At 58.3% G+C, this 23,917-nt stretch carries 23 protein-coding genes and 1 pseudogene; 12 read left to right on the top strand and 12 right to left on the bottom strand.

The features are described from left to right. Positions 1 to 1,065 precede the first annotated feature (1,065 nt). On the top strand, positions 1,066 to 1,719 hold the full coding sequence (locus tag G3O01_RS06760) for an isochorismatase family protein (RefSeq protein ID WP_205803774.1): 654 nt from the start codon (positions 1,066 to 1,068) through the stop codon (positions 1,717 to 1,719). 177 nt (positions 1,720 to 1,896) lie between these two features. Here the strand turns inward: G3O01_RS06760 and G3O01_RS06755 are convergent, their stop codons facing one another. From G3O01_RS06755 to G3O01_RS45130, 7 genes are all read right to left on the bottom strand, one after another. Continuing rightward, the gene (locus G3O01_RS06755) at positions 1,897 to 2,232 is read right to left on the bottom strand and encodes a DUF4148 domain-containing protein (protein ID WP_205803773.1); all 336 of its coding nucleotides are present in this window, start codon (positions 2,230 to 2,232) and stop codon (positions 1,897 to 1,899) included. A 279-nt stretch (positions 2,233 to 2,511) separates the two neighbouring features. Further along, positions 2,512 to 3,453, bottom strand: a complete 942-nt coding sequence (locus tag G3O01_RS06750; protein WP_205803772.1) for a CopD family protein — start codon at positions 3,451 to 3,453, stop codon at positions 2,512 to 2,514. Continuing rightward, the gene (copC, locus tag G3O01_RS06745) at positions 3,453 to 3,827 is read right to left on the bottom strand and encodes a copper homeostasis periplasmic binding protein CopC (protein ID WP_205804072.1); all 375 of its coding nucleotides are present in this window, start codon (positions 3,825 to 3,827) and stop codon (positions 3,453 to 3,455) included. Before copC ends, G3O01_RS06750 begins: the two co-directional genes overlap by 1 nt. A 67-nt stretch (positions 3,828 to 3,894) precedes the next feature. Then, on the bottom strand, positions 3,895 to 4,242 hold the full coding sequence (locus G3O01_RS06740; protein ID WP_205803771.1) for a copper-binding protein: 348 nt from the start codon (positions 4,240 to 4,242) through the stop codon (positions 3,895 to 3,897). A gap of 62 nt (positions 4,243 to 4,304) precedes the next feature. Further along, positions 4,305 to 5,606, bottom strand: coding sequence for a copper oxidase (locus tag G3O01_RS06735; RefSeq protein WP_205803770.1), 1,302 nt, complete (start codon positions 5,604 to 5,606; stop codon positions 4,305 to 4,307). After that, positions 5,603 to 7,108, bottom strand: a complete 1,506-nt coding sequence (locus tag G3O01_RS06730; RefSeq protein WP_205803769.1) for a TolC family protein — start codon at positions 7,106 to 7,108, stop codon at positions 5,603 to 5,605. Before G3O01_RS06730 ends, G3O01_RS06735 begins: the two co-directional genes overlap by 4 nt. Further along, positions 7,105 to 7,398, bottom strand: coding sequence for a hypothetical protein (locus G3O01_RS45130; RefSeq protein WP_241023734.1), 294 nt, complete (start codon positions 7,396 to 7,398; stop codon positions 7,105 to 7,107). The genes G3O01_RS06730 and G3O01_RS45130 overlap by 4 nt, the downstream gene beginning before the upstream one ends. A gap of 752 nt (positions 7,399 to 8,150) precedes the next feature. Here G3O01_RS45130 and G3O01_RS06725 point away from each other — a divergent pair. Beyond that, the gene (locus tag G3O01_RS06725; protein ID WP_205803768.1) at positions 8,151 to 8,822 is read left to right on the top strand and encodes a heavy metal response regulator transcription factor; all 672 of its coding nucleotides are present in this window, start codon (positions 8,151 to 8,153) and stop codon (positions 8,820 to 8,822) included. Then, positions 8,819 to 10,219 (top strand): heavy metal sensor histidine kinase, encoded by a 1,401-nt coding sequence (locus G3O01_RS06720; RefSeq protein ID WP_205803767.1) that lies wholly within the window; start codon positions 8,819 to 8,821, stop codon positions 10,217 to 10,219. The genes G3O01_RS06725 and G3O01_RS06720 overlap by 4 nt, the downstream gene beginning before the upstream one ends. Positions 10,220 to 10,494: 275 nt before the next feature. On the opposite strand, the gene G3O01_RS06715 is transcribed toward G3O01_RS06720, so the two are convergent. From G3O01_RS06715 to G3O01_RS06705, 3 genes are all read right to left on the bottom strand, one after another. Further along, on the bottom strand, positions 10,495 to 11,472 hold the full coding sequence (locus G3O01_RS06715) for a GNAT family N-acetyltransferase (protein WP_346779155.1): 978 nt from the start codon (positions 11,470 to 11,472) through the stop codon (positions 10,495 to 10,497). A gap of 176 nt (positions 11,473 to 11,648) precedes the next feature. Continuing rightward, positions 11,649 to 12,866: a GNAT family N-acetyltransferase gene (locus tag G3O01_RS06710; protein WP_205803766.1), complete on the bottom strand. Its 1,218-nt coding sequence runs from the start codon at positions 12,864 to 12,866 to the stop codon at positions 11,649 to 11,651. A gap of 694 nt (positions 12,867 to 13,560) precedes the next feature. Continuing rightward, the gene (locus G3O01_RS06705) at positions 13,561 to 14,961 is read right to left on the bottom strand and encodes a PLP-dependent aminotransferase family protein (RefSeq protein WP_241023731.1); all 1,401 of its coding nucleotides are present in this window, start codon (positions 14,959 to 14,961) and stop codon (positions 13,561 to 13,563) included. A gap of 265 nt (positions 14,962 to 15,226) precedes the next feature. On the opposite strand from G3O01_RS06705, the gene G3O01_RS06700 reads away from it, so the two are divergent. From G3O01_RS06700 to G3O01_RS06660, 9 genes and pseudogenes are all read left to right on the top strand, one after another. Further along, complete coding sequence (locus G3O01_RS06700; RefSeq protein ID WP_205803764.1) at positions 15,227 to 15,859, top strand: NAD(P)H-dependent oxidoreductase; 633 nt, start codon at positions 15,227 to 15,229, stop codon at positions 15,857 to 15,859. A gap of 163 nt (positions 15,860 to 16,022) precedes the next feature. After that, positions 16,023 to 16,307, top strand: a complete 285-nt coding sequence (locus G3O01_RS06695) for a DUF3331 domain-containing protein (RefSeq protein ID WP_205803763.1) — start codon at positions 16,023 to 16,025, stop codon at positions 16,305 to 16,307. 12 nt (positions 16,308 to 16,319) lie between these two features. Further along, the gene (locus G3O01_RS06690; protein WP_205803762.1) at positions 16,320 to 17,030 is read left to right on the top strand and encodes an SDR family NAD(P)-dependent oxidoreductase; all 711 of its coding nucleotides are present in this window, start codon (positions 16,320 to 16,322) and stop codon (positions 17,028 to 17,030) included. Between the two features lie 126 nt (positions 17,031 to 17,156). Then, entirely contained in the window at positions 17,157 to 18,113 is a 957-nt protein-coding gene (locus G3O01_RS06685; RefSeq protein ID WP_205803761.1) for an AraC family transcriptional regulator, read from the top strand. Positions 18,114 to 18,448: 335 nt separating this feature from the next. Continuing rightward, complete coding sequence (locus G3O01_RS06680) at positions 18,449 to 19,084, top strand: nitroreductase family protein (protein ID WP_205803760.1); 636 nt, start codon at positions 18,449 to 18,451, stop codon at positions 19,082 to 19,084. A gap of 190 nt (positions 19,085 to 19,274) precedes the next feature. After that, positions 19,275 to 19,820, top strand: coding sequence for a peroxidase-related enzyme (locus tag G3O01_RS06675; protein ID WP_205803759.1), 546 nt, complete (start codon positions 19,275 to 19,277; stop codon positions 19,818 to 19,820). A 122-nt stretch (positions 19,821 to 19,942) separates the two neighbouring features. Continuing rightward, a pseudogene (locus G3O01_RS06670) lies at positions 19,943 to 20,144 on the top strand (glutathione S-transferase); the annotation flags it as partial. Positions 20,145 to 20,194: 50 nt separating this feature from the next. Further along, on the top strand, positions 20,195 to 20,614 hold the full coding sequence (locus G3O01_RS06665) for a cupin domain-containing protein (protein ID WP_205803758.1): 420 nt from the start codon (positions 20,195 to 20,197) through the stop codon (positions 20,612 to 20,614). Between the two features lie 92 nt (positions 20,615 to 20,706). Next, positions 20,707 to 21,162 carry a DUF3788 domain-containing protein gene (locus G3O01_RS06660; protein WP_205803757.1) on the top strand — a complete coding sequence of 152 codons (456 nt, stop codon included), beginning with the start codon at positions 20,707 to 20,709 and terminating at the stop codon, positions 21,160 to 21,162. A gap of 205 nt (positions 21,163 to 21,367) precedes the next feature. Here the strand turns inward: G3O01_RS06660 and G3O01_RS06655 are convergent, their stop codons facing one another. Then, a complete protein-coding gene (locus G3O01_RS06655; RefSeq protein ID WP_205803756.1) occupies positions 21,368 to 21,649 on the bottom strand; it encodes an RNA chaperone Hfq in 282 nt (93 codons plus the stop codon). A gap of 97 nt (positions 21,650 to 21,746) precedes the next feature. Then, complete coding sequence (locus G3O01_RS06650; RefSeq protein ID WP_205803755.1) at positions 21,747 to 23,123, bottom strand: sigma-54 dependent transcriptional regulator; 1,377 nt, start codon at positions 23,121 to 23,123, stop codon at positions 21,747 to 21,749. Positions 23,124 to 23,917 lie beyond the last annotated feature (794 nt).

The following is a 23,917-nucleotide window of genomic DNA, read 5'->3' as shown; positions in this document are numbered from 1 at the left end:
GATGGGGGTGCCATTTTGACGAAATCCAGCGGTCACCCGGTGGCTTCGACCATTTCGAACGCCGCAAATGGGCCATCTCTCGCACACGTCAACCGACCCAGCCGCCGGCGCGGTCGCTGCCGACCGTTCGCATGTCGGGCTTGCGAACCAGATCTACCCCTGATCGAGACAGGCGAAATCGGGCTTCGCGCTCGCCTGCCTTCTGAACGCGCGCGCTTGCCGAGCGTTTTGGCGTCGGCCGCACGCAGGTTAGGAACAGGTGTTGGGCCGACTGTTGGCCCGACTGTTGGCCGACGCGGTCGGCAGAAACTGACCCATGCAAGTCACGCAGACCATCCGAAAGCACACACTTGCCTGATGCGCGCGTCAGTAACTCCACATCGCATTTTGCAAAACGATCCGGTAACCGTCAGTATCTTCGAACGGCCCGACACGTCCCAATACGGGTTAAGTGACCTTACGCATATAAATCCATGCTCGATAAGTCGATCACACGTTGCTTGCCATTCTTCCTGGTCCGGGACGTAAAACACCAACAAGTCCTCAACCGCGGGGCTTGGCGTCACCGGATGTTCGCCGCAGTGGGTGAACTCGAAGTGATAGTCCATACCGGGACTTCCGAGCATGACTCCGTCGAACCCCTGATGATCCTGAAATCTCGCCAGCACGGCCAGGTTGAGTCCAGCGCAGTACATGCGCTCGGAACGGGCTTGTATAGAGTGCTTCAGGAATTGCCATCGGTCGAGCTTCCCTTTCGCACGCGGTTATCTGGCAGGTCTTAACAGGTTTCGAATTTGCCACGCATTCCTCGGCTTGGTGACGGTTCGCGTCAATGACAAATGAAGACGTGCGACCAACAGGAGCATCGCGGACAAACTTTGCTGAATCTGGTTTCATAGCGGGGATATCCGGTCCCAGTGCACATCTGCACGAGACCTGGATAGTTTTCCTGTGTGAACGATCCGGGACGTTGCCTGCTTCGTCTCACCCGCTGGAATGATGAAGTCAGAACCTTTTTTCTCAGGAAGTTGACACGCGCAGTCTTCACTGTCTGGAGCTTGAATCATGAAATTCGATCCCGCCAACACGGCAGTTGTGTTTATCGATCCGCAAATCGATGTGCTCAGCCCTTTGGGCAAAAATTGGGGCGCTGTCGGAGCCAGCGTGACGGAGAACCGAACGGTCGAAAACATGCTGCAGATATTCAAGGCCGCGAAAGCAGAGAAGTTCAGTGTTTTCATCTCCCCGCATTATTTTTATCCGACCGACCGCGCGTGGAAATTCAATGGCCCGCTCGAGACCGACGAGTTCGCGACCGGCACATTCGCTCGCACGGGCGCGCTCAATCTGAGTGGGTTTGAGAAATCGGGTGCTGACTGGCTGGAGGAGTTCAAGCCGTACATCGACGATGGCGAAACCATCGTTGTCAGCCCGCACAAGGTCTTCGGTCCACAGACCAACGATCTGACACTGCAGTTGCGAAAGCGCAATGTGCAGAAAATCGTGCTGGGAGGCATTCTCGCCAATATGTGTGTGGAGGCTCATCTGCGCGACCTGATCGAGCAGGGTTTCGAAGTGTCCGTCGTTGCCGACGCCACGGCGGGACCGCGCCATCCGGTTTGGGGCGACGGCTATAAGGCCGCGTTGATCAACTTCGCGTTTCTTGCGCATGCCGTAGTCAAAACGCAGGACGTCGTCGAGGCAATGACTCAACGATAGTCGCGATCAGGCGCGGCGAATGCACCTGAATGTCTGCGGGACAGTACGTGACGATCTGCTGGATCTGCGTCTTGCCCTTGTAGGTGCGGAGCAGTCGCACGCCAACAAGAGACAGAATGGAGCCCGGAAATGGTCAATCAAACATCGGATCGACGTTGTTATGAAGACGCCTGTTATCTACTTCTGCTCAGCCCACTTAGGCCCGATAGCTTTCATGCGTGCCCGATTCCGCTCAATCGTCGCCTGACTGGGCGGGTAGTCGGCATGTCCAGTCGGAACGAGTCCATCGCGTCGCGCCTGAATCAGTTCTTGCATCACTTGCTCTCTGGTTTTCCCACGCGGCTGGATATCGAGCGCTGAGATCTTCGCATCAAGTGTCAGCGAACCTGCGCTGCTTTCTGCTGGCAATGTGTTATCCGCAGTCCATTGTGGGAAGTTGTGGCCAGCATCGGCGAATGCCGATGTGGTGAGCGTCACAGCGATAAACGCACCGGTAATGTATTTGATCGTCACGTTGTTCTCCTTGGCAATGCAGAGCCAGAACGATTGGCTCCGACAGTCTTCATTCTGGAGAGTGGCGCCTGAACGAGCCGTGACTGACACGTGACCTTTCAGTCACGCGCGGCCCGGTTTTGCTTGAACGTGATGAGCCTGACAAAAAAAAGGACCCGCACGTGCTGTGGGGTCCCGTAAAGATGGCCGTTGCCAGACATCAACTCGGGCAAAAGCTGCGCCTTGATTGACGTCACGCGTTGACCATCTGCGTGGACGCACAAAATAACCCTCTAGTGACTACGTAGTACCGGGCAATGGGCTCGAAACCAGCACAGCAGCCGCGACAATTACCGCTGCCAGCACCACCGACTCAATATGCAATACAGCGGCGAAGCGTTTCAGCGGAGTTGCTGTTGTAATCGGCACTCCACTTTTCAGCGACACCAGAAGCTTCGGCATTTCGAAAAAGCGATTGTGGCCGCCGAGGGCGGCGGCAATCAGCACGAGCAAGAGTTTCAACAGCAGCACTTGTCCATATGTCGATTCCAGGAGATTCGCGGGGGTATTCACGCCTCGCCAGCCGTTATAGGCACCGGTACTAACCAGCGCGACCAATGCAAACGTCGCCGCATCCGAGAGGGACTTCACAAAATCAGCACCGTTAGTCTGATCGCTGCCGGGCACCTCGGAGAGGCGTGGCAGGACGACATACGTTGTGACGAGTACGAGACCTACCCACGCACTGATGGCGAGCAAATGCAGCCAGTCGACCCACACCGGCAGACTGAACAGTCCCGCGTCTACAGGATGGCCACCATTGCTGCGCGCGAGTGCAACACCTGCCAGCGCCAGCCAGATGGCCAGCGGAAACCGAACTGTGCCGCCTGACCTGAGGAAGGAGAAGCTCACGACAAAGAGCATCAGGACCGCTCCAACCAGCGATCCATGCCCAAAACCGGTCTCCCAAAGCATCGACCAGACGGCCGGACCCGCTTCCATCAGCGTCGATTCGCTCATCAGCGCACAATGAATCCAGAACGCCAACATGCTGCACATCAATGCACCGACGGACGCAATGCGCAAGATCATGACCAGCCGGTAACTGACGCGGGCCTGCCATGGAGATGGTCGGCGAGCCAGCCATTGGTCACTGAGCAAGGCGCCAACCAACACCGCGAAGCCGACGTTCTGCAACGCGACCGCTGCCAGTCGCAGGATGCCGAGGAGACCTTCGTTCATCACTTCACCTGAAAGGTGTATGTGCCCTTGGTCTTATGGGCGTCGTGTGTCATGACGGCCCACTGCACCGAATAGGAGCCTGATGAAAGTTTCGGCAGTGCAATGCTCAACAAGCGCGGATTGGAGGCATCAACCTTTGCCTTTTCCTTGCTCACAATAGCGCCGTTTGCATCAGATACTTTGACTGTACTGAAGGTCGACTCGAGGTCTTCATTGAAAGTGAGACTAAGCGTCCCGGGCGCGACATCGACTGTGCTACCGGCAGCCGGCATGGCGCTTTCCAGCTTACCGTGTGCGAACGCGGCGGATGGTGCGAAAGCGATGACACTGGCTGAAGCTGCGCCAATCAGTTGTTTGCGAGTGCGTGATTTCATGGTCTTGCTCATTCTGGATGGTCATAGTGGGCGTCGCACGCAATGGGTTGCAACGCCCTTTGGTCTCTTACTTCTTCTGCAGCTTTGTCACAGTCAGTGCACCGTCCACCTCTTCGGCCACGAAATCAATCCTGTCGCCAACCTTGACCTGCGAAACCATTGCCGGGTCCTTGACCTTGAACACCATGGTCATTGCATCCATGCCCAGGTTTTCCAGGGGACCGTGCTTGATGGTCAGCTTTCCGGCTGCCGCGTCGACCTTCTTGATTTCTCCGTGAGACATGCCGCTCTTGACGTCGCCGCCTTGCTGCGTTCCTCCGGCCATGTTCATGTTGCCCATGTCGCCTGCCGCATAGGCAGCGCCGGAAAGCGCCAACGCGTAGCCAAGCGCAGCAGATACAAATGCGTTCTTCATCAGTCTTCTCCTGTGTTGAATAAAAGGGTTAGCCGGGCTGTATGCGTCCGGCCAGACAAAAATCAGCCGTCCGGCAACTCGCCGGTGTATTCGTACGCGACAGTCCCTTTTGGGTGTTTGAACCAGCCCGGGTCGCGGTAGTCGTTGCGGCCCAGTCCCTCGCGGACCTTCACGACCGTGAACATCCCACCCATTTCAAGTGGACCGAACGGACCCGTGCCCGTCATCATCGGCAGCGTGTTGTCGGGCAGCGGCATCTCCATCTCGCCCATCGAACCACCCGTGCTGCCCATCGCCATGTAGTCCGGTACGAGCTTGTTGATGCGCCTGGCCAGGTCCTTCTGCGGCACGCCAATCAGGTTCGGAACCGCATGCCCCATCGCATTCATCGTGTGATGCGACTTGTGGCAGTGAAACGCCCAGTCGCCCGGCCGGTTCGCGGTGAACTCAATCGCCCGCATCTGCCCTACTCCGACGTCGGCGGTCACTTCTGGCCAGCGTGCAGAGGGTGGAATCCATCCGCCATCGGTGCCCGCAACCTCGAAGCTGTAGCCATGCAGATGGATGGGGTGATTGGTCATCGTGAGGTTTCCGAAACGGATGCGTACGCGATCACCGGCTCGCACAGGCAGCGGGTCGACGCCCGGAAACACGCGTGCGTTCCACGTCCACATGTTGAAGTCCGTCATCTCGTTGACCCTGGGTGTGAAGCTGCCTGGATCGATGTCGTAGGCGGACATCAGGAACACAAAGTCCCTGTCCACGGGCATGACGCTGCGGTCTTTCGGATGCACGATGAACGTCCCCATCATTCCCATGGCCATCTGCACCATTTCGTCCGAGTGCGGGTGATACATGAAGGTGCCGTGCTTTTCGAGCTGGAACTCATAGACGAACGTCTTGCCCGGCGGAATGTGTCGTTGGGTCAGGCCACCGACACCATCCATTCCGCAAGGGAGCAACATGCCGTGCCAGTGGACCGTCGTGTTTTCCGGCAGCCTGTTGGTCACGAAGATGCGGACCCTGTCGCCTTCGACCGCCTCGATGGTCGGGCCAGGCGCCTGACCGTTGTAGCCCCAGAGGTTTGCCTTCATCCCCGGTGCCAATTCGCGCACGACCGGCTCAGCAATGAGGTGAAACTCTTTCCAGCCGTTCTTCATTCGCCACGGCAGCGTCCATCCGTTGAGCGTCGCGACGGGCGTGTACGGGCGGCCGTTGGGCGGCGTCAGCGGCGCCTGCGTGCTGGCCTTGTCCATCACGGGCGCTTCGGGAAGCGAACCCGCACCCGCCTTGCTGACAAGCGCCGCGCCCAGGAGTGCAGCACCCGAGCCGCCGAGAAAATTTCGACGTGAAACCATCTTCATTTACCTTCTGGGTTCGCCGGCGACGCCGGTTGGGTAGCGGATGCCGATAGTGGCGACATCTGTAACGGGGCAGCTTGTGGTTGTGTCACTGGCGTGGGCGTCGCATCACCGTGCGACGTGGCGGGCGCTTGCGTTATACCGAGGGGCGGAAGCCGCCCACCGAGCGCCTGCTGCAGATCCGTCTCTGCAAGCCAGTAATCCTTCAGCGCATCGATATATCCGTTGACGGCGCTCACCTGGTCGCGTGAATCGGAAAGCAGCTCGAACACGCTGGTGAGCATGCCGTTGTAGCGCAGCAGCATTTCGTCAGAGATAGTCTTGCGAACTGGCACAACCTCATCGCGATAGTGCTTCGCCACGTCATAGCTCGTCACATAGGCTGAATACGACTCCCGGACCTCGGAGCGCGCGTCGATCGCCGTCTGGGCAAGCCGGTTTGCCGACTGCATGTAGATGGCTTCGGCTCGCGCCACTTTCGCGCTGCCCCAGTCGAAGATGGGAATCTCGACACTGATTTCGTATCCGTGCTCATGCCCCTTGTCGGTCTCGAAGTTGTCGAGATAGCCGACGTCGAGTGCATTGATGAACCGGGTCGCCTTGCTTAATCCAAGCGAGGTGGCAACACCTTGCGTCCGGAGCTTCGCCGCCTGGATGTCGAGCCGGTTCTGCATCGCGACGCCTTCGAGGTCGTTCAGTTGCGGCCTGTCCTTCGGCAGGTCAGGCAAACGGTCCGGCAGCTTGTACCGGGTACCTGAGCCCCATAGACCCATCGTGCGCGTGAGCTTTTCCCGGGCGGCGACTGCCTGTTGCCGTGCCTTCGCCGACTGGGCGACCGACTCAGCATAAAACGCCTGTTCGCGTGCATAGTCGAGCTTGCTGAAGTTGCCCGCCTGACGCATTCGCAAGGCGAGTTCTGCGCCGGCCTCTGATGAGTCTTTGACCTGAGCGGCGTACATTGCGGCCTGTTCAGCCGCCACCGCGTTCACGTATGCCTTGCGGGCGTCCGCGGCAACCGCGAGCATTGCATTGGCGGTCTCGAGTCTCGTCTGTTCGAACCGTCGACTTTCGATGCGCGTTGCGACCGGCAGCGTGAGCACCCCCAGTACGCCCATCGAAAACGTCCGGCTGATGCCGAAGCCATCGCTCCAGTGGGTGCGGCTGAAAGTAAAGCCAGGATTGGGCAGACGCCCAGCCTGGACGAGGTCAGCCTCGGAAACGCCAAGCTCCCCGTACGACGCCTGGAGTCCCCGGTTGTTCAGCAGCGCAACCTGGACAGCGTCGTCCATGCCGAGAGGCCTGGACAGGAGTTCCTGCGTTCGCTTGTAGACGGCGTCGCGGTCCTCATCGGATTTAACATAGACGGCTTCTTTACCCAGACGATCGGATGCAACCGTCGATACGGTGTTGAAGCCGCCGTCCTTCGAAAAGGTCGTGCAACCGGCCAGCAGAATTGTCGCGATGGCGATGCAGGACACGCGACCTGGTGCGAGGTGGCGCATCATTTCGACTCGCCCCCGTGCTCATGCGATGTTTTTCCGTGTGTGTTCGTGCCTGACTGCTGACCATGCTTGTTGCCGGTCATAGCCCGACTCGGGGCAACGGCACGATTCAGTTGCTGCCAGTTCGGTGACTCCCCGTCCTGCCATGGTTTATAGCCATCGAAGGCCGACGGGACGGTAAATGCCGGTACGGACGCCCCTGCATCCGTTGGGTCGGGAACCGGCGTCGCGGCATGCGCGAGCAACGGCAAGACTGCGCCTGCGCTCAAGAGCGCCGCAGAAATCGTTCGCATGAATTGTTCTCGTCGTGAAGCATCCGGAGACGGGGTGCGCGTCTCCAGAAAAATTGGCCTGTCGCAGCGAACAGCCGCGCGTGCGTGGACTAGACGAGAGTCGACCTGGGAGGTCGCTCGATGCCACCGGTCAGAAACGAGACGACGGGAGCGGCAGGAGGTGGTGTGAAGAAGTGAATAAAGCCGACCGAAGCCGGCATGACCGGTACGGAAAGCATTGCCGCACCGAAGCAGCAGGATGCACACGTCGAACACGCGTGTGCGTGCTGCGCCCCGCCGTGATGATGCCCATCCGGGTGCGCACGCTCCAGACCGGGCGTCGCATGGCTGTGGTGGTCGCTGCTCAACAAGACATGCGCCATGTGAGCATGCGACGCCTTGTCTTCGCTAGCCTCACCCGGGCCACATTTCATCGAGACAGCCGCAAGCGACTGAACCGGGAGGCTCAGTATCAGCAGAACAACGATGAAAAGTTTGCGCCAGTGATACATGGGGGGCGGAGTCTAGCACGTGGTTTTACGGGGCTGTAAGCTGGAAAGCGTGTCAACGCATAACGGCACACACGGCGCTGACGGGAGGAAGCTTACCCAGAGCCTTCTGACGGAAGGATGGCTGCAAGATGACCAATTTTTCAGACGTACGAAGATGAAAAATTTGTCACGATCCCGTCATTTTTCCGCCGTTGACCGACGTCTAAGCTGGCTAGAATCGGTCTCTTAGAATCCAGGAAAACGCCGAGACCTTTCCATTTCATGCGCATACTTATCATCGAAGACGAGCCGAAGATGGCCTCATACCTCAAGAAGGGTCTGGTTGAGGCGAGCTTCACGGTAGATACCGCCGATAACGGCGACAATGGGCTGTTCCTTGCCCTGCACGAGGATTTCGACCTCATCGTTCTCGATGTCATGCTCCCGGGAATCGACGGCTTCGAGCTACTTCGGCGACTGCGCAGGGAAAAAGAAACGCCAGTCCTTCTGCTGACGGCACGCGACACGGTTGCCGACAAGGTAGAGGGATTTGAACTGGGAGCTGATGACTATCTCTCGAAGCCCTTCGCTTACGCTGAATTTCTCGCCAGAATCCGCTCCCTGTTGCGGCGCGCTCCACGCGCGGTCAAAGACGTGCTTCGCATCGCAGACCTAGAAGTCGACCTGATCAGACGACGGGTCAAACGCGCAGACGTCCGCATCGACCTGACCGCGCAGGAATTCTCGTTGCTGCAGTTGCTTGCCGAGCGGCAAGGCGAAGTGTTGACGCGCACGTTCATCACGTCACAAATCTGGGATATGAATTTCGACAGCGACACGAACGTTGTCGACGCCGCGGTCAAGCGCCTGCGCGCAAAAATCGACAACGCGTTTGAGACGAAGCTGCTGCACACTGTCAGGGGCATGGGCTACGTGCTCGAGGACCGCTCGTGAGCCTCCGGACAACTCCGTATTCACTGCTTCGGCGGTTGACGGGCGCCTTCGCATTAGCCGCGTTCGTCGTGTTTGCCTTGATGGGCGCGTTTCTGTACCGCTCCCTGTCGGCCGAGTTGCAACGGCGCGACGACATTGAAATCACAGGCAAACTCGCACAATTCCAGCAACTTGCACGTGATGCGGGTTCCGTGGACGCGGTTCGGGCCAATCCTGCGATGTTCCATGAGGTATTGCTCTCGCACCCGGGCGTCTATCTTGGCATCGTAGACGAGCACAACCATACACTTGTAGAACATGCCGAGAGGAAGGAGGTCGACCTCACCTCGATCTTTCAGAACGACCATCCCGGCGGAAAACCGTACGCCTGTAACCTGGAATTAATCGGGCCATCCCGATGCATATCCGCAGAGCAGGTACTCCCGTCCCGGGAGATGGTTCGCGTGCTGCTGGTCCGCGCCGCGTCCGACCGACAATCACTTCTTGAGAGCTATCGTGTTGACATCTGGGTCGCCGTAGCGTTCGGCGCTGCTCTTGTCGGGATGCTTGGCTATGCGGTCGCAAGACGTGGGCTTTCGCCTGTAGAAAGCATAGGCCGACAGACTTCGCGGATCGAAGCCCATAATCTTGGCGAACGTCTCGATATACAGGGCGGACCTCTTGAGCTTCAGGAAATAGCGCTTTCGGTCAACCGCATGCTCGACCGGCTGGAGCGCGCGTTCGTGCGTCTTTCGCAGTTTTCATCCGACCTTGCACATGACATGAGAACGCCTCTCGCGAACGTTATCAGTTCGTCGCAGGTCACGCTGTCTCGAACCAGAACGACGGACGAGTACGAAACCCTTATCGACTCCAACATTGAGGAGTGTGAGCGACTACAGCGGATGATTGAGAGCATGCTCTTTCTCGCGCGAACGGACAACGCGCAACAGGTTCTGCGCGTCGCGACACTCGATGCAGCCGACGAACTGGGCAAACTTACGTCGTATTTTCAGGGGCTGGCAGAAGAATCGGATGTCCGGTTAACGGTGGAGGGAACCGCCCGCATCACTGCCGATGCCACACTGTTGCGTCGGGCGGCAAGTAATCTCATATCGAATGCACTCGAGCATGCATGTCCGGGGTCATCGGTCGAACTCAGTGCGTCCGAATCGTCGAAGTACTCGGTTATTAAGGTAACCAACCACGGACAATCGATTGCGCCCGTACATCTCGAGAAAATCTTCGAGCGCTTTTACCGGGTGGACGCCTCCCGGCACGGGTCAGCGAAAAACACCGGTTTGGGACTGGCTATCGTGAAATCCATCATGGAACTCCATCGGGGCAAAGTGGACGTCACGAGCTATGGCGAACGTACAACCTTCACGTTGTACTTTCCCCGGGCGGCCAGCGCGTGAGTTAGTTCGGGGAAAATGCATATCCCGCGGCAGTGGGCTCGACACCCTTGTGGTGGCGGGTTAGAAAAGTCGTGCGCTTCGAAGTGGCCGGGCGCGCGGGCCGACGCGGAAGTGATCTTCGGCACGCTGGCGGCTGCAGGTGCGAACTTCATTCACGTCACTGAGTTCTTCAACGCGTTGGCGGCCAATGCCATGCGAGAGCCGTGAAATAGCCGCTCGCGAGATTTTTAGGTATGCAATATTTCCGTTGCGCGGTTGGCTGCAAGGCAAGACGCTCAGAGGCTCGCCGAAAATGCGTCGTTGGCCCCAGGGAGACCGCGCCTGATCGTTCTCGCGAGCGAGTAGGCCATGCCGTGCCGTTCCACGCCGAGCCGCTGTATTAGCGTTCCCCCGAATCCACGTAAGAATGCATAAGCAGCGGCATTGGAGAATCCGTCAAAATCAAAGGTCAGGTTACGTTTGATTGCGTCCTGGATCGCCGACCATACAAGAAGACTGATGGCTCCGCCTGACGCGGTCTGCGAGCGCGACGACAGGAGGTAGTACATGTGCTCGCAGTCCCAGACAATGCCAATCCCGCCGACGAGTCGTCCGTGCCGGTCATACGCACCCAGCAAATAGCCGGCTTGCCTTTCGACAAAAGCGTTCACAAGCTCATGCATGACATCAGTGCCGTAGGCATTGGTTCTTGAGCGTGCCGAGAGGTTCGCCTCATAGAAATCAAGAAATTCGCGTGGTCGTTCTATAGCCCGTACCGTCAGAAGTGCGGCTGCATGACGGATAGCATGTCGCGTCCTGGCGCTCATCCTTGCCCATGCTTCCACCGTGGTGCAATCGGGGCCGATATGTAACGTGTATCGTGCGGAAACCCCGAAGCCGCGTAGTGCGAATGCGAGCGCGTCTTTCACCCTATGATCGAAGATCTGGAAAAAGCTGTCACATCCCGGTAGCTGATCGATCAGATGGGCCGTGACTCTCATGTGATGGCGAAACTCAGCATCGGGGCAAGCCGAGCCGATCGGTTCAATGACGGGACCGAGCGAACGCGTCAACGGCGGCAGCCGCGAGACGCGCCACAAGCCTTTACGGGTGGCAAGCGCATAAGGCATCTCTCCGATCACCCGGCTGCCTTGCGTTACTTTCGCTGTACACCAGCGTCCGCCCGTCGCAATGTCGAGCCACCATGGTTCGTGAAAAATCGAGTAAGCCGCTGCCGGACGGGTACTGAGTACCTCTGTGGGCGTTGGGGCCACGACTCCATCCTCACGCCGTTGGATCTCGAGTATCGGACAAGGCTCCATTGTCATCACATTGCATCTTCCCGCGTAAGCTTAAATGGCTGCACTCCGTATGCATCGGAGTGGTTCACACTTGCCTGAAACGTTAGCGATATCGCACGCACCATGCTGCCCGTTACTCAGCAGGCGATTTATCGTGGTTGTGAACCCGACAGACTCGCGCAGCGCCGCTGCGTAGCTCGAAACGTAGAGAGTACTGCCCGGGCGAGGCGACGTTGCACGCGAGACACCAGTCGAAATAACACGGTAAGCTCGGCAAGCCGTCCACGGCGAGTGAGTATCAGCATCGGCGTCCAGTGACGCGTATGACGGGTAGTCCAACTAATCTTGTATGCGTTGTACAGCGGGCGCATATCGAAGTCCCGGCCATTTGCATGAGCCCACCTCGCAACGAACTCCGTCAGCAGATTGCCTACGGAATAGCGGCTATAGGCTTCGTCATAGGTGAAGATCCAGTATTCGACAGTACGGGGTCCGACCAGATTGACCGACGCACAGACCGGCACGCCATTTACCTTCACGAAGGTGACCAGGGGCACACTGTCCAGCGCAGTCTCTTTTGCCAGCGTAATGAAGAAATCCCGGACGCGGTCCTTCATCAGATAGCCGGTTTTCAGGCCCCGTTCGCGCGCCCATTGCCGCTTGTTGCTGAACAGCCAGTGCAAAACATTTGTCGCGTCATCGAAGTTCTTGCACCAGCCAAACTCGACGTTGCCAGCAGCGTTCAGCTTTTCCCTGTAGCGTCGAAGATTTCGCCGGAGCGAGGGCGAAATGCTGCCGACAAAATCTTCCCAGCGCGCAAAGTCCCGCAAGCTCGCCGCGTATCCGGGAAGAATGTGCAGTCGTTCGGGCAACATTGTCTGCACCCAGGACTGCGGCGCTGTTTGCAGCGCCCTTCCCCATGTACTGCCCTTCTCGACAAATGGAATCTCAAGTATGTCGGCCGGCAATTGCATGACCGCGTCGATACTTGCGGCACACATGGCGGGCGTCGCCCTGCCCCTGAACAACGGTCCCCCATACTCCTCGTTATTCCCGCTGGTCAACACCCCGGCCGCCCGCAAGATGCCTGTGCGCCTGATAGTCAATGGCCACAGCGCGACAAGTACCTCGTCGTCATAGACCATGACGATTGCGACGAGACTGCCCTCTGACAACGCCTGCGTCGCAGCCAGTTTGCAATACTGGAAGTCAAGGCTCGGGCTACAGTCTTCCGAATGGTCCTGAAGGTGTTGCCATGGCGCGCGGAATGCTTCGAATGCAGCGACATTCCTCAGAATATTAACCCTGTGTCGCGCCTGCCCCGTTGTGACGACTGTTGAAGCGTCGAGGCAAATCCGAGTATTCATATCGAGGCACCATAGAAGCGCCCGGACCCAACGACACGCCAAAGGCGGTGTCAACGGATCCAGTCATGTGCCTGTCATTTCGTGATCTGTGTCACGTCACTTTAGCCATCTTATAAGAATGGAAAGCGGTCCAGTTCTGGATTAGAGAAGCCGAAACTCGTCCACGCCATCGTCTGCTTTTCGAGCAAGCCACGTGCCGCGCATGGCGCACGACCACCCGTCGTACGTCGTATCCGCGGCCAACCGTCAGAGTGCACCAAACGCGCGTCACGCGGTCTATTCGCACATTCATGCAACGCCCTGAATCTCAGGGCTCGGACGAGTTCTACAGCAAAAGTCGTCCCTGGCTGATAATCGCACCCTTTCTCGCGGAATAGTCTGGCCAAATCGGTCGTTTGCACGCTCCCAACCGTCGTTCTCTCCGCTAGCCCCTTGCTGGGGCCAGCATGCTTGAAATTTTCCGACGCCTCGGATTGCAGATAAAGAACCGGTCAATCCTGATCTTGTCGATGGCCAGGCGTCGTTAGGGCTGACGCGCGGTGGAGTTCGGGGACGGATGGCTGCACAGGAACCTATCTATACGGGACGTACCGCGACTCCCGCACTCCACAGTGAAGTACAAACCAATCAGACCGAAGCCGCCCTCGGCACATTTCGTCACGCTCAACCAACTCCAGGTGATGCCCGGCGCGTCTCATGAGCAATATCGGTCAATGATCTCGAACAGCCGCTGGCACGACGTGGCGAGGTGCTGCTCAGGCGACGTAGCAACGCCGAGCAACAGGCCAGATAAAGCCCAGGACGGATTCGCGAACCACACGGATAAAGGCGATGGCGCCATACCAACGGTCATCGCTTCACGAACGATCCGCACGTCGGGTGCGCCGTCTGGGAGTCGGAGGAGCACTGCGAGGCCGGCGTTAACCCACTGCGCGTCGCGCATTCGCAATTGCTCGCACAGTGCGTCACGCTGGGCGGAATATAGACGCTTGAGTCGACGCACGCGCCGGATATAGTGGCCGTCGTGCATGAATTGAGCCATGGCGAGTTGAATCACTGGTGACGGCGCGGGAGCAAGTGTTGCGGCAACCTCGGCGAATGCGTTGGCCAGTTCGGTTGGCACCACGACGAATCCAAGCCGCAGAGCAGGGTTAACGGTCTTGCTGAAAGAACCGATGTGGATGACCCGCTTGCCCTCGCCAAGCGACGCCATGGCAGGTGCCGGCCTACCTTCCAGTTGCAACTCACCAAGGTAATCATCTTCAATGATCCAGGCGCCGCTCGAGGCCGCCCATTCGATCAGCTGAAGACGGCGCCTTAACGACAGGGTCGAGCCCAACGGAGCTTGTTGACCGGGCGTCAAGACGGCTAACGCGGCGTCCGCAGCCGTATCGATACCATAGTCGACGTTGATACCGTCAGCATCCACCGGTATCGGCACGATATTCAGGCGAGCGAGCTCCAACCCTTTCCGGGTGACCATGAAGCCGGGCTCTTCCATCCAGACTTTCTTACCGTCCAATCCTAAAACCCGCAGTGCCAGACCTAAGCCCGAGCTATATCCCGAAGTGACAAACACCTGCTCAGGATGGCAGTGGAAGTTTCTGGCAATGGAGAGATTGCCCGCGATTTCCGTGCGCAGTTCCAGTTCCCCTCTTGGATCGGGATAAAGCAGAGACGATAAACATCCCGTTTTCAGCAGATTGGCAGAGCGCGCCCGTGAAAAAAGCTTCTCCGGTAGTCCTTCAAATGCAGGAATGCCGAGCTGAAAGATCGCAGGGCCAGCGTTCATCTCATCATAGGCCCGCATAAACGCTCCGGGCCGCGGTGCTTTGGGTAGCGTTGCCACCACGCGGAGCCGCGGGGCCACGCGCGTGCCCCCTGCCCCGAATGTTTCGATCATCTGCGCGTCGGACAACCGTTCGTATGCCGCCTGAACCGTTCCGCGCGCCACGCCGAGTTGCGCGGCCAGGTCCTGCCATGAGGGCAGCCGGGTACCAGGAGCAAGCACACCTGACTCTATGGCCCGACTGATGCTCTCACGAATCTGTTCTGCCAGGGAAAGCCTGGCTGTCCGGTCGAGCTGGATCTGCAAGTCCGAATCCATTCTTGGTACACACAAAAGTGGTTGATCTTGGTTCTTCTGTTCGTACCATCGATGGTACAGAATAAACGCACCATCGTTGATATCAATGTAGGGCCAACGCGGAGATGCCTGCCGACGATCACTCGTCCAGTTCTGTTTGCGTCTCGCGCGAAACCCGATGACATGTGGAAGAGACGCGTCAGAACCTGCCACTCTCACCCTGAGCAGGCGCTCGACGCCACTCTGCCTTTATGAAGCGGCCGGAGAAAGAGGAATGAATATCCTGCATATCGATTGCAGCCCGCGACGGGAGTCGCACAGTCGACAGTTGTCGGCAGCGATCGTCGAGAGGCTTCTCACGATCCTCCCTGACGCGCATATTCGCCGCCGCGATCTGGGATATGAACCGATACCTCACCTCGAGGCCGCCTACGCTGCCGCGCTCTCGACGCCCGCGTCGCTGGCCGCGGCTGGTCGGTCTGCCGAAGCGGTAATTCAGGCCGAGCAGCTGATACAGGAGGTCGAGTGTTCCGATGTCATCGTCATCGGAACACCAATGAACAATTTCACCGTCCCATCCGTCCTGAAGGCGTGGATCGACCAGATTCTCCGCGTCGGCCGCACGATGAAGTCGACACCGACAGGCAAGGTCGGCTTGCTTCGGGACCGCCCGGTATTCGTCGGGATCGCTTCGGGGGGTGTGTTCACGGGCGATCGCGCCAATCAGCCCGATTTCCTTACGCCCTATCTTGACGCTGTACTCGGCTGCATCGGTCTCAATACTGTCCACTATCTGCCGTTGCAGGCTACCGCCTTCATCGATGATGCTCGCGCGGCCGAGCTTCGTCGCTCGCTCATTGCGGGCATCCAGCCAGCGATGGAAAGCCTCGTGCGCTGCCCCGTTTGAGCAGACGAAAATCGGCAATCTAAAAGGATTAATACTATGAAAAGGACTGCTATCTGAAGCTAATCATTGATGTTGACCAGACACGGATGCACGTTCGATACCGAGTTCCTGGGAACACGTCCTGGCTTACCGCTAAGGCTTTGATGATGAGCGACATCCGACCATGCAAAACGAACGTTCGCCCTTGCACATCTCGATCGTGGAGAAGCTGTCGTCGACGACAATCAGCATACGCTGGAGCGATCCCTGTCTGGGTCATTACGCGAGTCAGATCTGGGGTATCGGTTTCGCACGCGCGGACGCGGTTTGTGTGCTGTCCGGTAAGCAAATACGCCGCGGGGATTCGGTTTTTCGTCCGCGCGCCTATCGATCCCAAGTGCCCATCAATCATCACCGGATGATTCTGGCTTCCGCAGTGTCTGGCTTTCTCCCGGGACCCTCACTTTAAAGGTACTAAAGTATGAGCATGTCACGAAAGGTTGTGGTCGTTACCGGCGCGTCGCGCGGGATTGGCGCCGCGATCGTTCGCGCATTCCGCGAACTCGATTATGCGGTCGTTGCAAATGCACGTTCGATCATCCCTTCGGACGACGCGAACGTCCTGACGGTAGCCGGTGATATCGCTGATCGGACCGTCGCGCAGCGCGTCATTGCCGAGGGCGTCGCCCGTTTTGGCCGGATCGACACGCTGGTGAACAATGCGGGCATCTACATCGGAAAGCCATTCACCAAAAACACCTCCGAAGATTTCGCTGCAGTGATAGACGTGAACATGAGGGGCTTCTTTTACATGACGCAACTCGCCATTACCGAAATGGAGAAGCATTCGCGCGGTCACGTGGTTACCGTGACCGCCAGCATTGCTGACACTGCTTACACCGGCGTGTATTCCGCACTGGCAGCGATGACCAAGGGTGGTCTGAATGCCGCTACGAAGTCACTCGCGATCGAATACGCACGAAAGGGGATTCGCGTGAACGCGGTCGCGCCCGGAATCATCAGATCGCCGATGCACGCACCGGAGACTCATGATGCACTCGGAGCGTTTAATCCGCTGGGACGCATCGGGGAGATGAGCGATATCGCGGACGCGATTCTCTTTCTTGATTCCGCACTGTTTATCACAGGAGAGATCCTGCACGTTGACGGCGGACAAAGTGCTGGCCGCTGAGATGCGTCGACAGCAATTGCCAGACAGGAAGCACGTGGCGCTAAATGAACCAACGTTCACGTGAGTGCTGGCGCAATAGCCTGACCACATCCCGATCTTTCCTACGCTGAGGCCTAACGGAATTCTATGTCTCAAGTCGACTGGCTGAGTCACCTGCTGCAAATGATCACTATCACCGGCCGGCTGGAAGTCCGTTGCACGTACGGCGCGCCATGGCGTTTGGACTGGGCCGAGTCGGCAGCGAACGAGATCCCCTACCACATTGTGCTCAAGGGACGGGCCATCGTCGAGAATCCGGAGACAGGAATGATCAGAGAGCTGGTGGGTGGCGACATCGTGCTAATGCCTCACGGATCGGCGCACGTTCTGCATGACGGCAGCGGACGTGACCCCGGGCCTACTCACGAACGCGAAAGTTCTGCCGGGTTGACGCTCAGCGAGAATGAAGGCACTGGCGACACTCTGGACATGTTGTGCGGGCGATTTTTCATTGCGCCACCTCATGATCGGCTGATTCGCAATTACCTGCCCACAGATCTGGTGGTACGGACCATGAATGACGATGGTGAAAACGGCATCGGGTCCGCTTCGAATCAACTCGCCAGCTTTGTGGGGCTGATGCGCGAAGAGTCCACGGGAGACAAGGTGGGCGGATACGCGATCCTCAACGCACTCAGTTCGGCGCTTTTCACTCTCGTGCTGCGCGAGGCGAGCGAATCCGAACAGGCACCGGCAGGCCTGCTGGCGCTCGCCGGTCATCCACGACTGGCTCCGGCCATTTCAGCCATGTTCTCCGATCCCACCCGGGCCTGGAGTCTGCCCGATCTGGCCGCCTTGTGCAGCATGTCACGCGCCACCTTCATGCGGCACTTCCAGGACACGCTCGGGCGCTCGGCCATTGACCTGCTGACTGATATCCGCATGAGCCTCGCTGCAAACGAACTGAAGAATTCGACGTTGAGCACGGAGGCCATCGCGGAACAGGTAGGGTACCAGTCTGTATCGTCATTCCGGCGCCTGTTCGCCGACCGGATGGGAATGACGGCTGGTGAATGGCGCCGTCAGGCGCGCAAGTGTCAGTAACAGCCGCGAACTCTCACTGCGCTTTGCTGTGATGCGTGAATGCGGCGTGAGAAGCGTCGGCGTGAAGTGGCCGCTCATTTTCAACGGCGACTCTCGACGCGTTCGTCTACATCTGAATCCTGATCCCGATGAGACAAAAAGCTTCATCCCATCCTGTGAAGTGGTGGATGAAACGTCCGCGGTTACTTGATCCTTTTGGATAGTTTATTGAGCAAATGCAGGCGTGAAAATGCTTTCGCATGCGCCTAAATTAGAGGCTCCCAACCACCTGATGAAGACGCGGTACCGAAAAGACTCGTGCACCACAACCTCTCTCACCACCCATAGGAATCGACATGACCAATGGAACCACCATGACCAACGCAGTCATCGAATGCATCCTGAGCCGCAGCGCCGCGAAGTATTACGACTCCGCTTCCACCTTGAGTGACGAACAGATCCACGAACTGGTCCGGATCGGCACCAGTGCGCCGACATCCTTCCACTTGCAGAACTGGCGTTTCATCGCCGTGCGCACGCCTGAAGCGAAGGCACGGCTCAGTCCGATCGCCTGGAACCAGCCCGCAGTCACGGACGCGGCTGTTACCTTCATCGTCTGCGGACAGCTGGTCGATACGAGCGTCATACCGGAGCGCCTGGCGCCTCTGGTGGAGGCAGGCGTCATGCCGGCCGCGATGGTACCGGAATGGGAAAATCCGGCACGCGATCTGTACATGGCGTATCCGCAGCGCCGACGTGACGAAGCCGTCCGCACCGCCACCTTTGGCGCGGCGGCGATGATCTATGCAGCCCGCTCACTGGGCCTGGGTTCGACGCCGATGATCGGTTTCGATGCCGAAGCGGTGCACCGCGAATTCGGGCTGGCCGCGGACGAAGTGCCCGTCCTGCTGTTGTCCATCGGGGTAGAGCGACCAGGAAACTGGGCACAGAAGCCGCGCCGTCCCGTGGCCGATGTATTGGCGCTGGTGTAAGCGCGTCGTCGCCGCGGCGATCGCAGGCATCGACAAGGTGGCCACGAAAACAGGAGGCAGGGAGCAAGATACCTCCCATTCTGAAGGCCCAACCCGCTTCGCGCCGAAGCGAGGCATGAAGTAAGCCGAGGAAGTGGTTTCCCCCTGAAGTTTCCTCAAGCAGTAAAACCCGTAACTTATAGAGACTGTGATGACAAGGACTACTATCTTAAAGCAGGACCAGGTACCGAACGATTCGAAGCCGACACTCGATGCGTTCACGAAAAATATCGGATTCACCCCCAACATGATGGCGGCCTTCGCGCAGAGCCCAATTGCGTTCAATGCGTGGGCGACGCTGCTTGGCTCCTTGAGCAAGGCACTTGACGTGAAAACGCGTGACAGCATCGGCCTGGCTGTCTCCGAAGTGAACGGTTGCAACTACTGCCTGACGGTTCACAGCTTCACGGCTGAGCATATGGCGAAGCTGCCGGCCGATGAAATCATTCTCGCGCGGAAGGGCCACGCGACCGATCCGAAACGGGATGCAGCCGTCCAGTTCGCGCGGAAGGTCATTGAAACCCGCGGCCAGGTCAGCGGCGCCGATCTGCAAGCTGTACGCGATGCCGGCTACACGGATGCAAACGTCATGGAGGTCGTCGCGCTGGTGGCCATGTATTCCCTGACGAACTTCTTCAACAACGTGTTCGATCCCGAGAAGGATTTCCCCGCAGTTGTCCCAGCAGGCTCGATCTAAACCCCATTAGCCTGGAGCAATGTGGTCTGCTTGCCTGATGGCGACGGCCGCGGCACGGATCCGGGCGGAGGAGTCGGCCATGTCATGTTCATGGCTGGCTCCGCTCGCTCACCGGAAACAAAATGACATTCGATCATCCAATCTTCATGCGCTGGCCAGCGCACTATCCCGATCGGCTCCAGCTCTTCTCCTTACCGGCGCCCAATGGAGTGAAGGTCGGCATCATGCTGGAGGAGACGTGCCTGGCCTATGAAGCGCACCGGGTCGACATCATGGCGAGTGAGAACCAGGATCCGGCATTCCTTTGCACTCAACCCCAACGGGAATAAAACTCGGCAGAGCAACGACTCGCCGGCTCTCAAAAGGAGAAGTCCATGAAGATCCGAACCATCATCGCTGCCAGCTACGTGGCACTCGCTATCGTGACAGCCGCCAGCGCCTCCGCGCACGACGGCGAAGGGGAAACCGTCTCGAAGCACTTCGAAGGGGTTATTCCCAATGTCCCCGGCAAGTCGCTGATTGCGGTGGAAGTCGATTACGCGCCAGGTGCGGCCTCCGTGCCTCACACCCATGCGAAGTCGGCCTTTATCTACGCCTACGTGATCAAGGGTGCGATCGAGTCGAAGGTGAATGACGGTGAGACGCGCATCTTTCGGGCAGGCGAGAGTTGGTCCGAACCGCCGGGCGCTATCCATTCGACCAGCCGCAACGCGAGCAAAACCGAGCCTGCAAAGCTGATCGCTGTGTTCGTCGTCGACACCAACGATAAAGCGCTGACCACGCCGATCAGGTAACTGGCAGCCAGGGATATCGCTTTGGGTGGTTGCCTGTCGAGCGTCAGCACCACTAGAAGCAGTCCATCCATGAAGACGAAGAGGAATGCAACGTGAAACAGTCCGCGCAGATCGGTGACAGAATCACCGACAAAACTTCACAACCTGATGAGCACATTGTCCGTGACTGGATGGGGCCGGAGGCGTTTGAACATTGGGTCGAGCTACGTAGCTGGATTGATGCATCCTACCCCACTGTTTTCGCACCAGACTGGCTATATGGTGGCAAGAAACGCGGATGGTCACTGCGCTACAAAAAGACCCGGGCCTTCTGCACTCTGCTGCCGGCTTACCGGCAGTTTTCGGTTCTGGTGGTCTTGGGGCGAGCTGAGCGAGAGAAGTTTGAGGCGCGGCGATATTTCTGGAGCCCACAGCTGGTCAAGCTCTACGATGAAGCCCACGCATACCCCGATGGCAAATGGCTGACGGTCCCGATCTTATCCGCAGATGATCGGCATGAGGTGAAAGAGCTTATGAGGATGAAACGCCCTACACTTTCAGACGGTTGATTGTCGCGTAAGTCCTGAAGAAACCGATCACACGGATGATACAGTGCACATTCTGCGGCATGGCAGGTCTCTCGCAAGCCCTGCTGGCGTCGACTCACGGATCTGTAGCGGACGTTCGACACTCGACAGCCAAGGGGTGCTAAACGTAATAACCAGGCGACGCATATTCACGCCTGTATTGCCAGGCAACACCACCTCCCGTCCCCTATGCAGGTGATCCGCGAGACGATGAATGGTGCTCACGCGCTGATGATCCCGTGGTTTGACTTGCCCACAGGCGCGTGTATGGCTCACACACCGTTGCTATCGCGTGTTTATAGACCATCAGGATCCCGCCCGGCGATCGCACGAAAATAGCGTGCGTATCTACGCCCGCGATGGTGCCGCTCAGCTTGATGCCGTTGATCAGGAACACCCAGACGGCCTTCCCATTCACGGTCATGGCATCCAGAAATTCCTGTTGTGCGTCCTTCACCGTTTCCGACATCGATGTTTCCTTTGACGCGACCTGATGATTTCACGGTTCTGCAATGCGTGGCCCTGACCCGACAACCTGGCGCGCACGCTGATCGCCGCTCTGAGCGCTACCCGACGGGCGCGCTCGCCCTGTCCGGTGCCGGGTCCGTCTGATCCCTCAGCCCGTGTGCGCCAAGCAACCGATAGAGCGTCACACGCGATACACCCAGCTCGCGCGCCGCGTCGACGTAGCGACCACGATGACGAAGCAACGCCTGTTCGATTGCCTGCCGCTCGGCAAGCTCGCGTGCCCGGTTCAGTGTCATCCCCTTCTTGCTGATCAGATGCTCCAGCTCAAGATCCGCTGCCGTTATCCGGCGTCCCTCCGACATGATCACCGCCCGTTGCACACGGTTGCCAAGCTCACGCACGTTGCCCGGCCAGCCATATCGCGCGATCGCCTGCAGGGCATCGGGTGCAAAGCCGTGGAGCTTGCGCCTCGCGCCCTGGCGGAACCTGGCAAGCATGTGATCAGCCAGTAGTTCAATGTCGTCGCTGCGTTCACGAAGCGGCGGCACCTCAAGATGAAGCACACACAACCTGTGAAAGAGATCCTCGCGAAAACGTCCATCCCTGACAGCGGCCTCAAGATTCACATGCGTGGCGGAGATGATGCGAACGTTCACGTCAATCGATTCTGTCCCGCCCAGACGGTCAACCGTGCTCTCCTGCAGAAACCGCAGCAGGCTCGCCTGGCTCTCCAGCGGCAGATCTCCGATCTCATCGAGAAAAAGGGTTCCGCCGTTGGCCGATTCAATGCGGCCAAGGCGCCGCTGGTTGGCGCCAGTGAACGCGCCGCGCTCATGGCCGAACAGCTCCGACTGGATGAGTTCACGAGGAATTGCGCCGCAATTGATCGCGACAAACGGTCGGGCATGCCGGACGGACCGTCGATGAATCGCCGCCGCCGTCAGCTCCTTGCCCGTGCCGGATTCTCCCGCGATGAAAACGGGAGCATCGGTCATCGCGACCTTGCGAATTGCGCGAAACAGCGCGTGCATGGCTTCACACGCACCGACCATCTCACCCTCTGCCACCGCGGCTACAGTGGGCATTACGCGCTGCTCCGCCAGCCCGAGCATGCCGTACGCATGTCCAACCGCTTGAGCGACGAGCATCGCCGTTGGCGGCTGCGTAACGTAGTCAGAACAGTACCCGTGAATGAGCCTTCGCAAGTCGGGCTCGTCATGCAGTTGTCCCTGTCCGACGATTGCGATCCAGCCAATTGATGCGATTGATAACGCTCTTTCGAGCAACGCGCTATCGCTAATGGCAAACGTCGCTCTCACATCGACCACACCGCCCGCCACGACGCCGACAGTCTCGAGCATCGAAATCTGCTTCGACGTCGATATCACTTTTACGTCCCAGCCGCGTTCGACGAGTTCGTCTACCCACTCGTTCACTGGTCTATCCGTCAGATAGATGAGTGTTCGCGTTTCCATTTCTTCAATCCACTGACTCTCGGGTTCGCGCCGGTAGCGCCTCGGGTTCGCAATTGCCACATCACATTGACGACAATCGGAAGCGAAGTCGTCAGCCAGACAAACCCGTGTATCTGCAGATGATTGTGCGACGCAGCAATAGAGCAACGATTCTAATATCGCGTCGAATGACGTTGGGAAGGATTTCAGCACAGCGTTTACCCGTATTGCACGAGTGCTCACATCATCGGTTTGACGTGGAATCGCTTCCACCTCTAGCCGTCCGCTGCTGCTCGCCAGTGCCTCGGGTTGGAAGTCGAGGGCGCACCATGCCGGGCCTTCATGAACATAGACGTTGGGGCGGACAGGTACGCCGACGGCATCCTCGCCTTCCCGGCGATCTCTTCAAATCATGAGATCGAGATTCATATTAGCAATCCGAACTATCTGTTAAATCGGCTCGCTGTCGTCGACTAACGCGCAAGTCAAGGTCCGATGTGAACTATGTTTTCCGCAATGCGCTGATGTCTACTGTGACGCGCAGTGTCGTGCGACGCGAAGAGGATATGTTCTGCGTTGACTTCGAAGTATCAACGCATTGAGGACGCAGAGCTTTACCGAAGCGGCACATCGAATGTCGCGTGGATTCTGACAGCCAAGTGCCGCGACGCTGGACGTATTGGAGACCGCGCAGGCTCCGCTTCATCACGCGCCGCCACGCACACTGAGCGCATAACACCGGCAGAATCGCACTCGTCGATACCAGCACAGAAAGTCCGTCGCGGTTCACCTCACTTTCAGGATTCATTGAACGA

It is taken from the genome of Burkholderia sp. Ac-20365 (assembly GCF_017104715.1).
In the GTDB taxonomy this organism is placed as follows: Bacteria; Pseudomonadota; Gammaproteobacteria; order Burkholderiales; family Burkholderiaceae; genus Paraburkholderia.
The sequence above is the reverse complement of the archived record's forward strand: the minus strand, read 5'-3'. Positions and strand labels throughout refer to the sequence as shown.

What these genes read in the sequence shown, in the direction of transcription:
- G3O01_RS06735 (WP_205803770.1), bottom strand. Translation starts at nt 5,606, where the DNA reads ATGAAGATGGTTTCACGTCGAAATTTTCTCGGCGGCTCGGGTGCTGCA.
- G3O01_RS06675 (WP_205803759.1), top strand. Translation starts at nt 19,275, where the DNA reads ATGACAAGGACTACTATCTTAAAGCAGGACCAGGTACCGAACGATTCG.
- G3O01_RS06760 (WP_205803774.1), top strand. Translation starts at nt 1,066, where the DNA reads ATGAAATTCGATCCCGCCAACACGGCAGTTGTGTTTATCGATCCGCAA.
- G3O01_RS06655 (WP_205803756.1), bottom strand. Translation starts at nt 21,649, where the DNA reads ATGTCGGAAACGGTGAAGGACGCACAACAGGAATTTCTGGATGCCATG.
- G3O01_RS06650 (WP_205803755.1), bottom strand. Translation starts at nt 23,123, where the DNA reads ATGGAAACGCGAACACTCATCTATCTGACGGATAGACCAGTGAACGAG.
- G3O01_RS06750 (WP_205803772.1), bottom strand. Translation starts at nt 3,453, where the DNA reads ATGAACGAAGGTCTCCTCGGCATCCTGCGACTGGCAGCGGTCGCGTTG.
- G3O01_RS06710 (WP_205803766.1), bottom strand. Translation starts at nt 12,866, where the DNA reads ATGAATACTCGGATTTGCCTCGACGCTTCAACAGTCGTCACAACGGGG.
- G3O01_RS06700 (WP_205803764.1), top strand. Translation starts at nt 15,227, where the DNA reads ATGAATATCCTGCATATCGATTGCAGCCCGCGACGGGAGTCGCACAGT.
- G3O01_RS06680 (WP_205803760.1), top strand. Translation starts at nt 18,449, where the DNA reads ATGACCAATGGAACCACCATGACCAACGCAGTCATCGAATGCATCCTG.
- copC (WP_205804072.1), bottom strand. Translation starts at nt 3,827, where the DNA reads ATGAAATCACGCACTCGCAAACAACTGATTGGCGCAGCTTCAGCCAGT.
- G3O01_RS06725 (WP_205803768.1), top strand. Translation starts at nt 8,151, where the DNA reads ATGCGCATACTTATCATCGAAGACGAGCCGAAGATGGCCTCATACCTC.
- G3O01_RS06740 (WP_205803771.1), bottom strand. Translation starts at nt 4,242, where the DNA reads ATGAAGAACGCATTTGTATCTGCTGCGCTTGGCTACGCGTTGGCGCTT.
- G3O01_RS06685 (WP_205803761.1), top strand. Translation starts at nt 17,157, where the DNA reads ATGTCTCAAGTCGACTGGCTGAGTCACCTGCTGCAAATGATCACTATC.
- G3O01_RS06695 (WP_205803763.1), top strand. Translation starts at nt 16,023, where the DNA reads ATGCAAAACGAACGTTCGCCCTTGCACATCTCGATCGTGGAGAAGCTG.
- G3O01_RS06690 (WP_205803762.1), top strand. Translation starts at nt 16,320, where the DNA reads ATGAGCATGTCACGAAAGGTTGTGGTCGTTACCGGCGCGTCGCGCGGG.
- G3O01_RS06730 (WP_205803769.1), bottom strand. Translation starts at nt 7,108, where the DNA reads ATGATGCGCCACCTCGCACCAGGTCGCGTGTCCTGCATCGCCATCGCG.
- G3O01_RS45130 (WP_241023734.1), bottom strand. Translation starts at nt 7,398, where the DNA reads ATGCGAACGATTTCTGCGGCGCTCTTGAGCGCAGGCGCAGTCTTGCCG.
- G3O01_RS06665 (WP_205803758.1), top strand. Translation starts at nt 20,195, where the DNA reads ATGAAGATCCGAACCATCATCGCTGCCAGCTACGTGGCACTCGCTATC.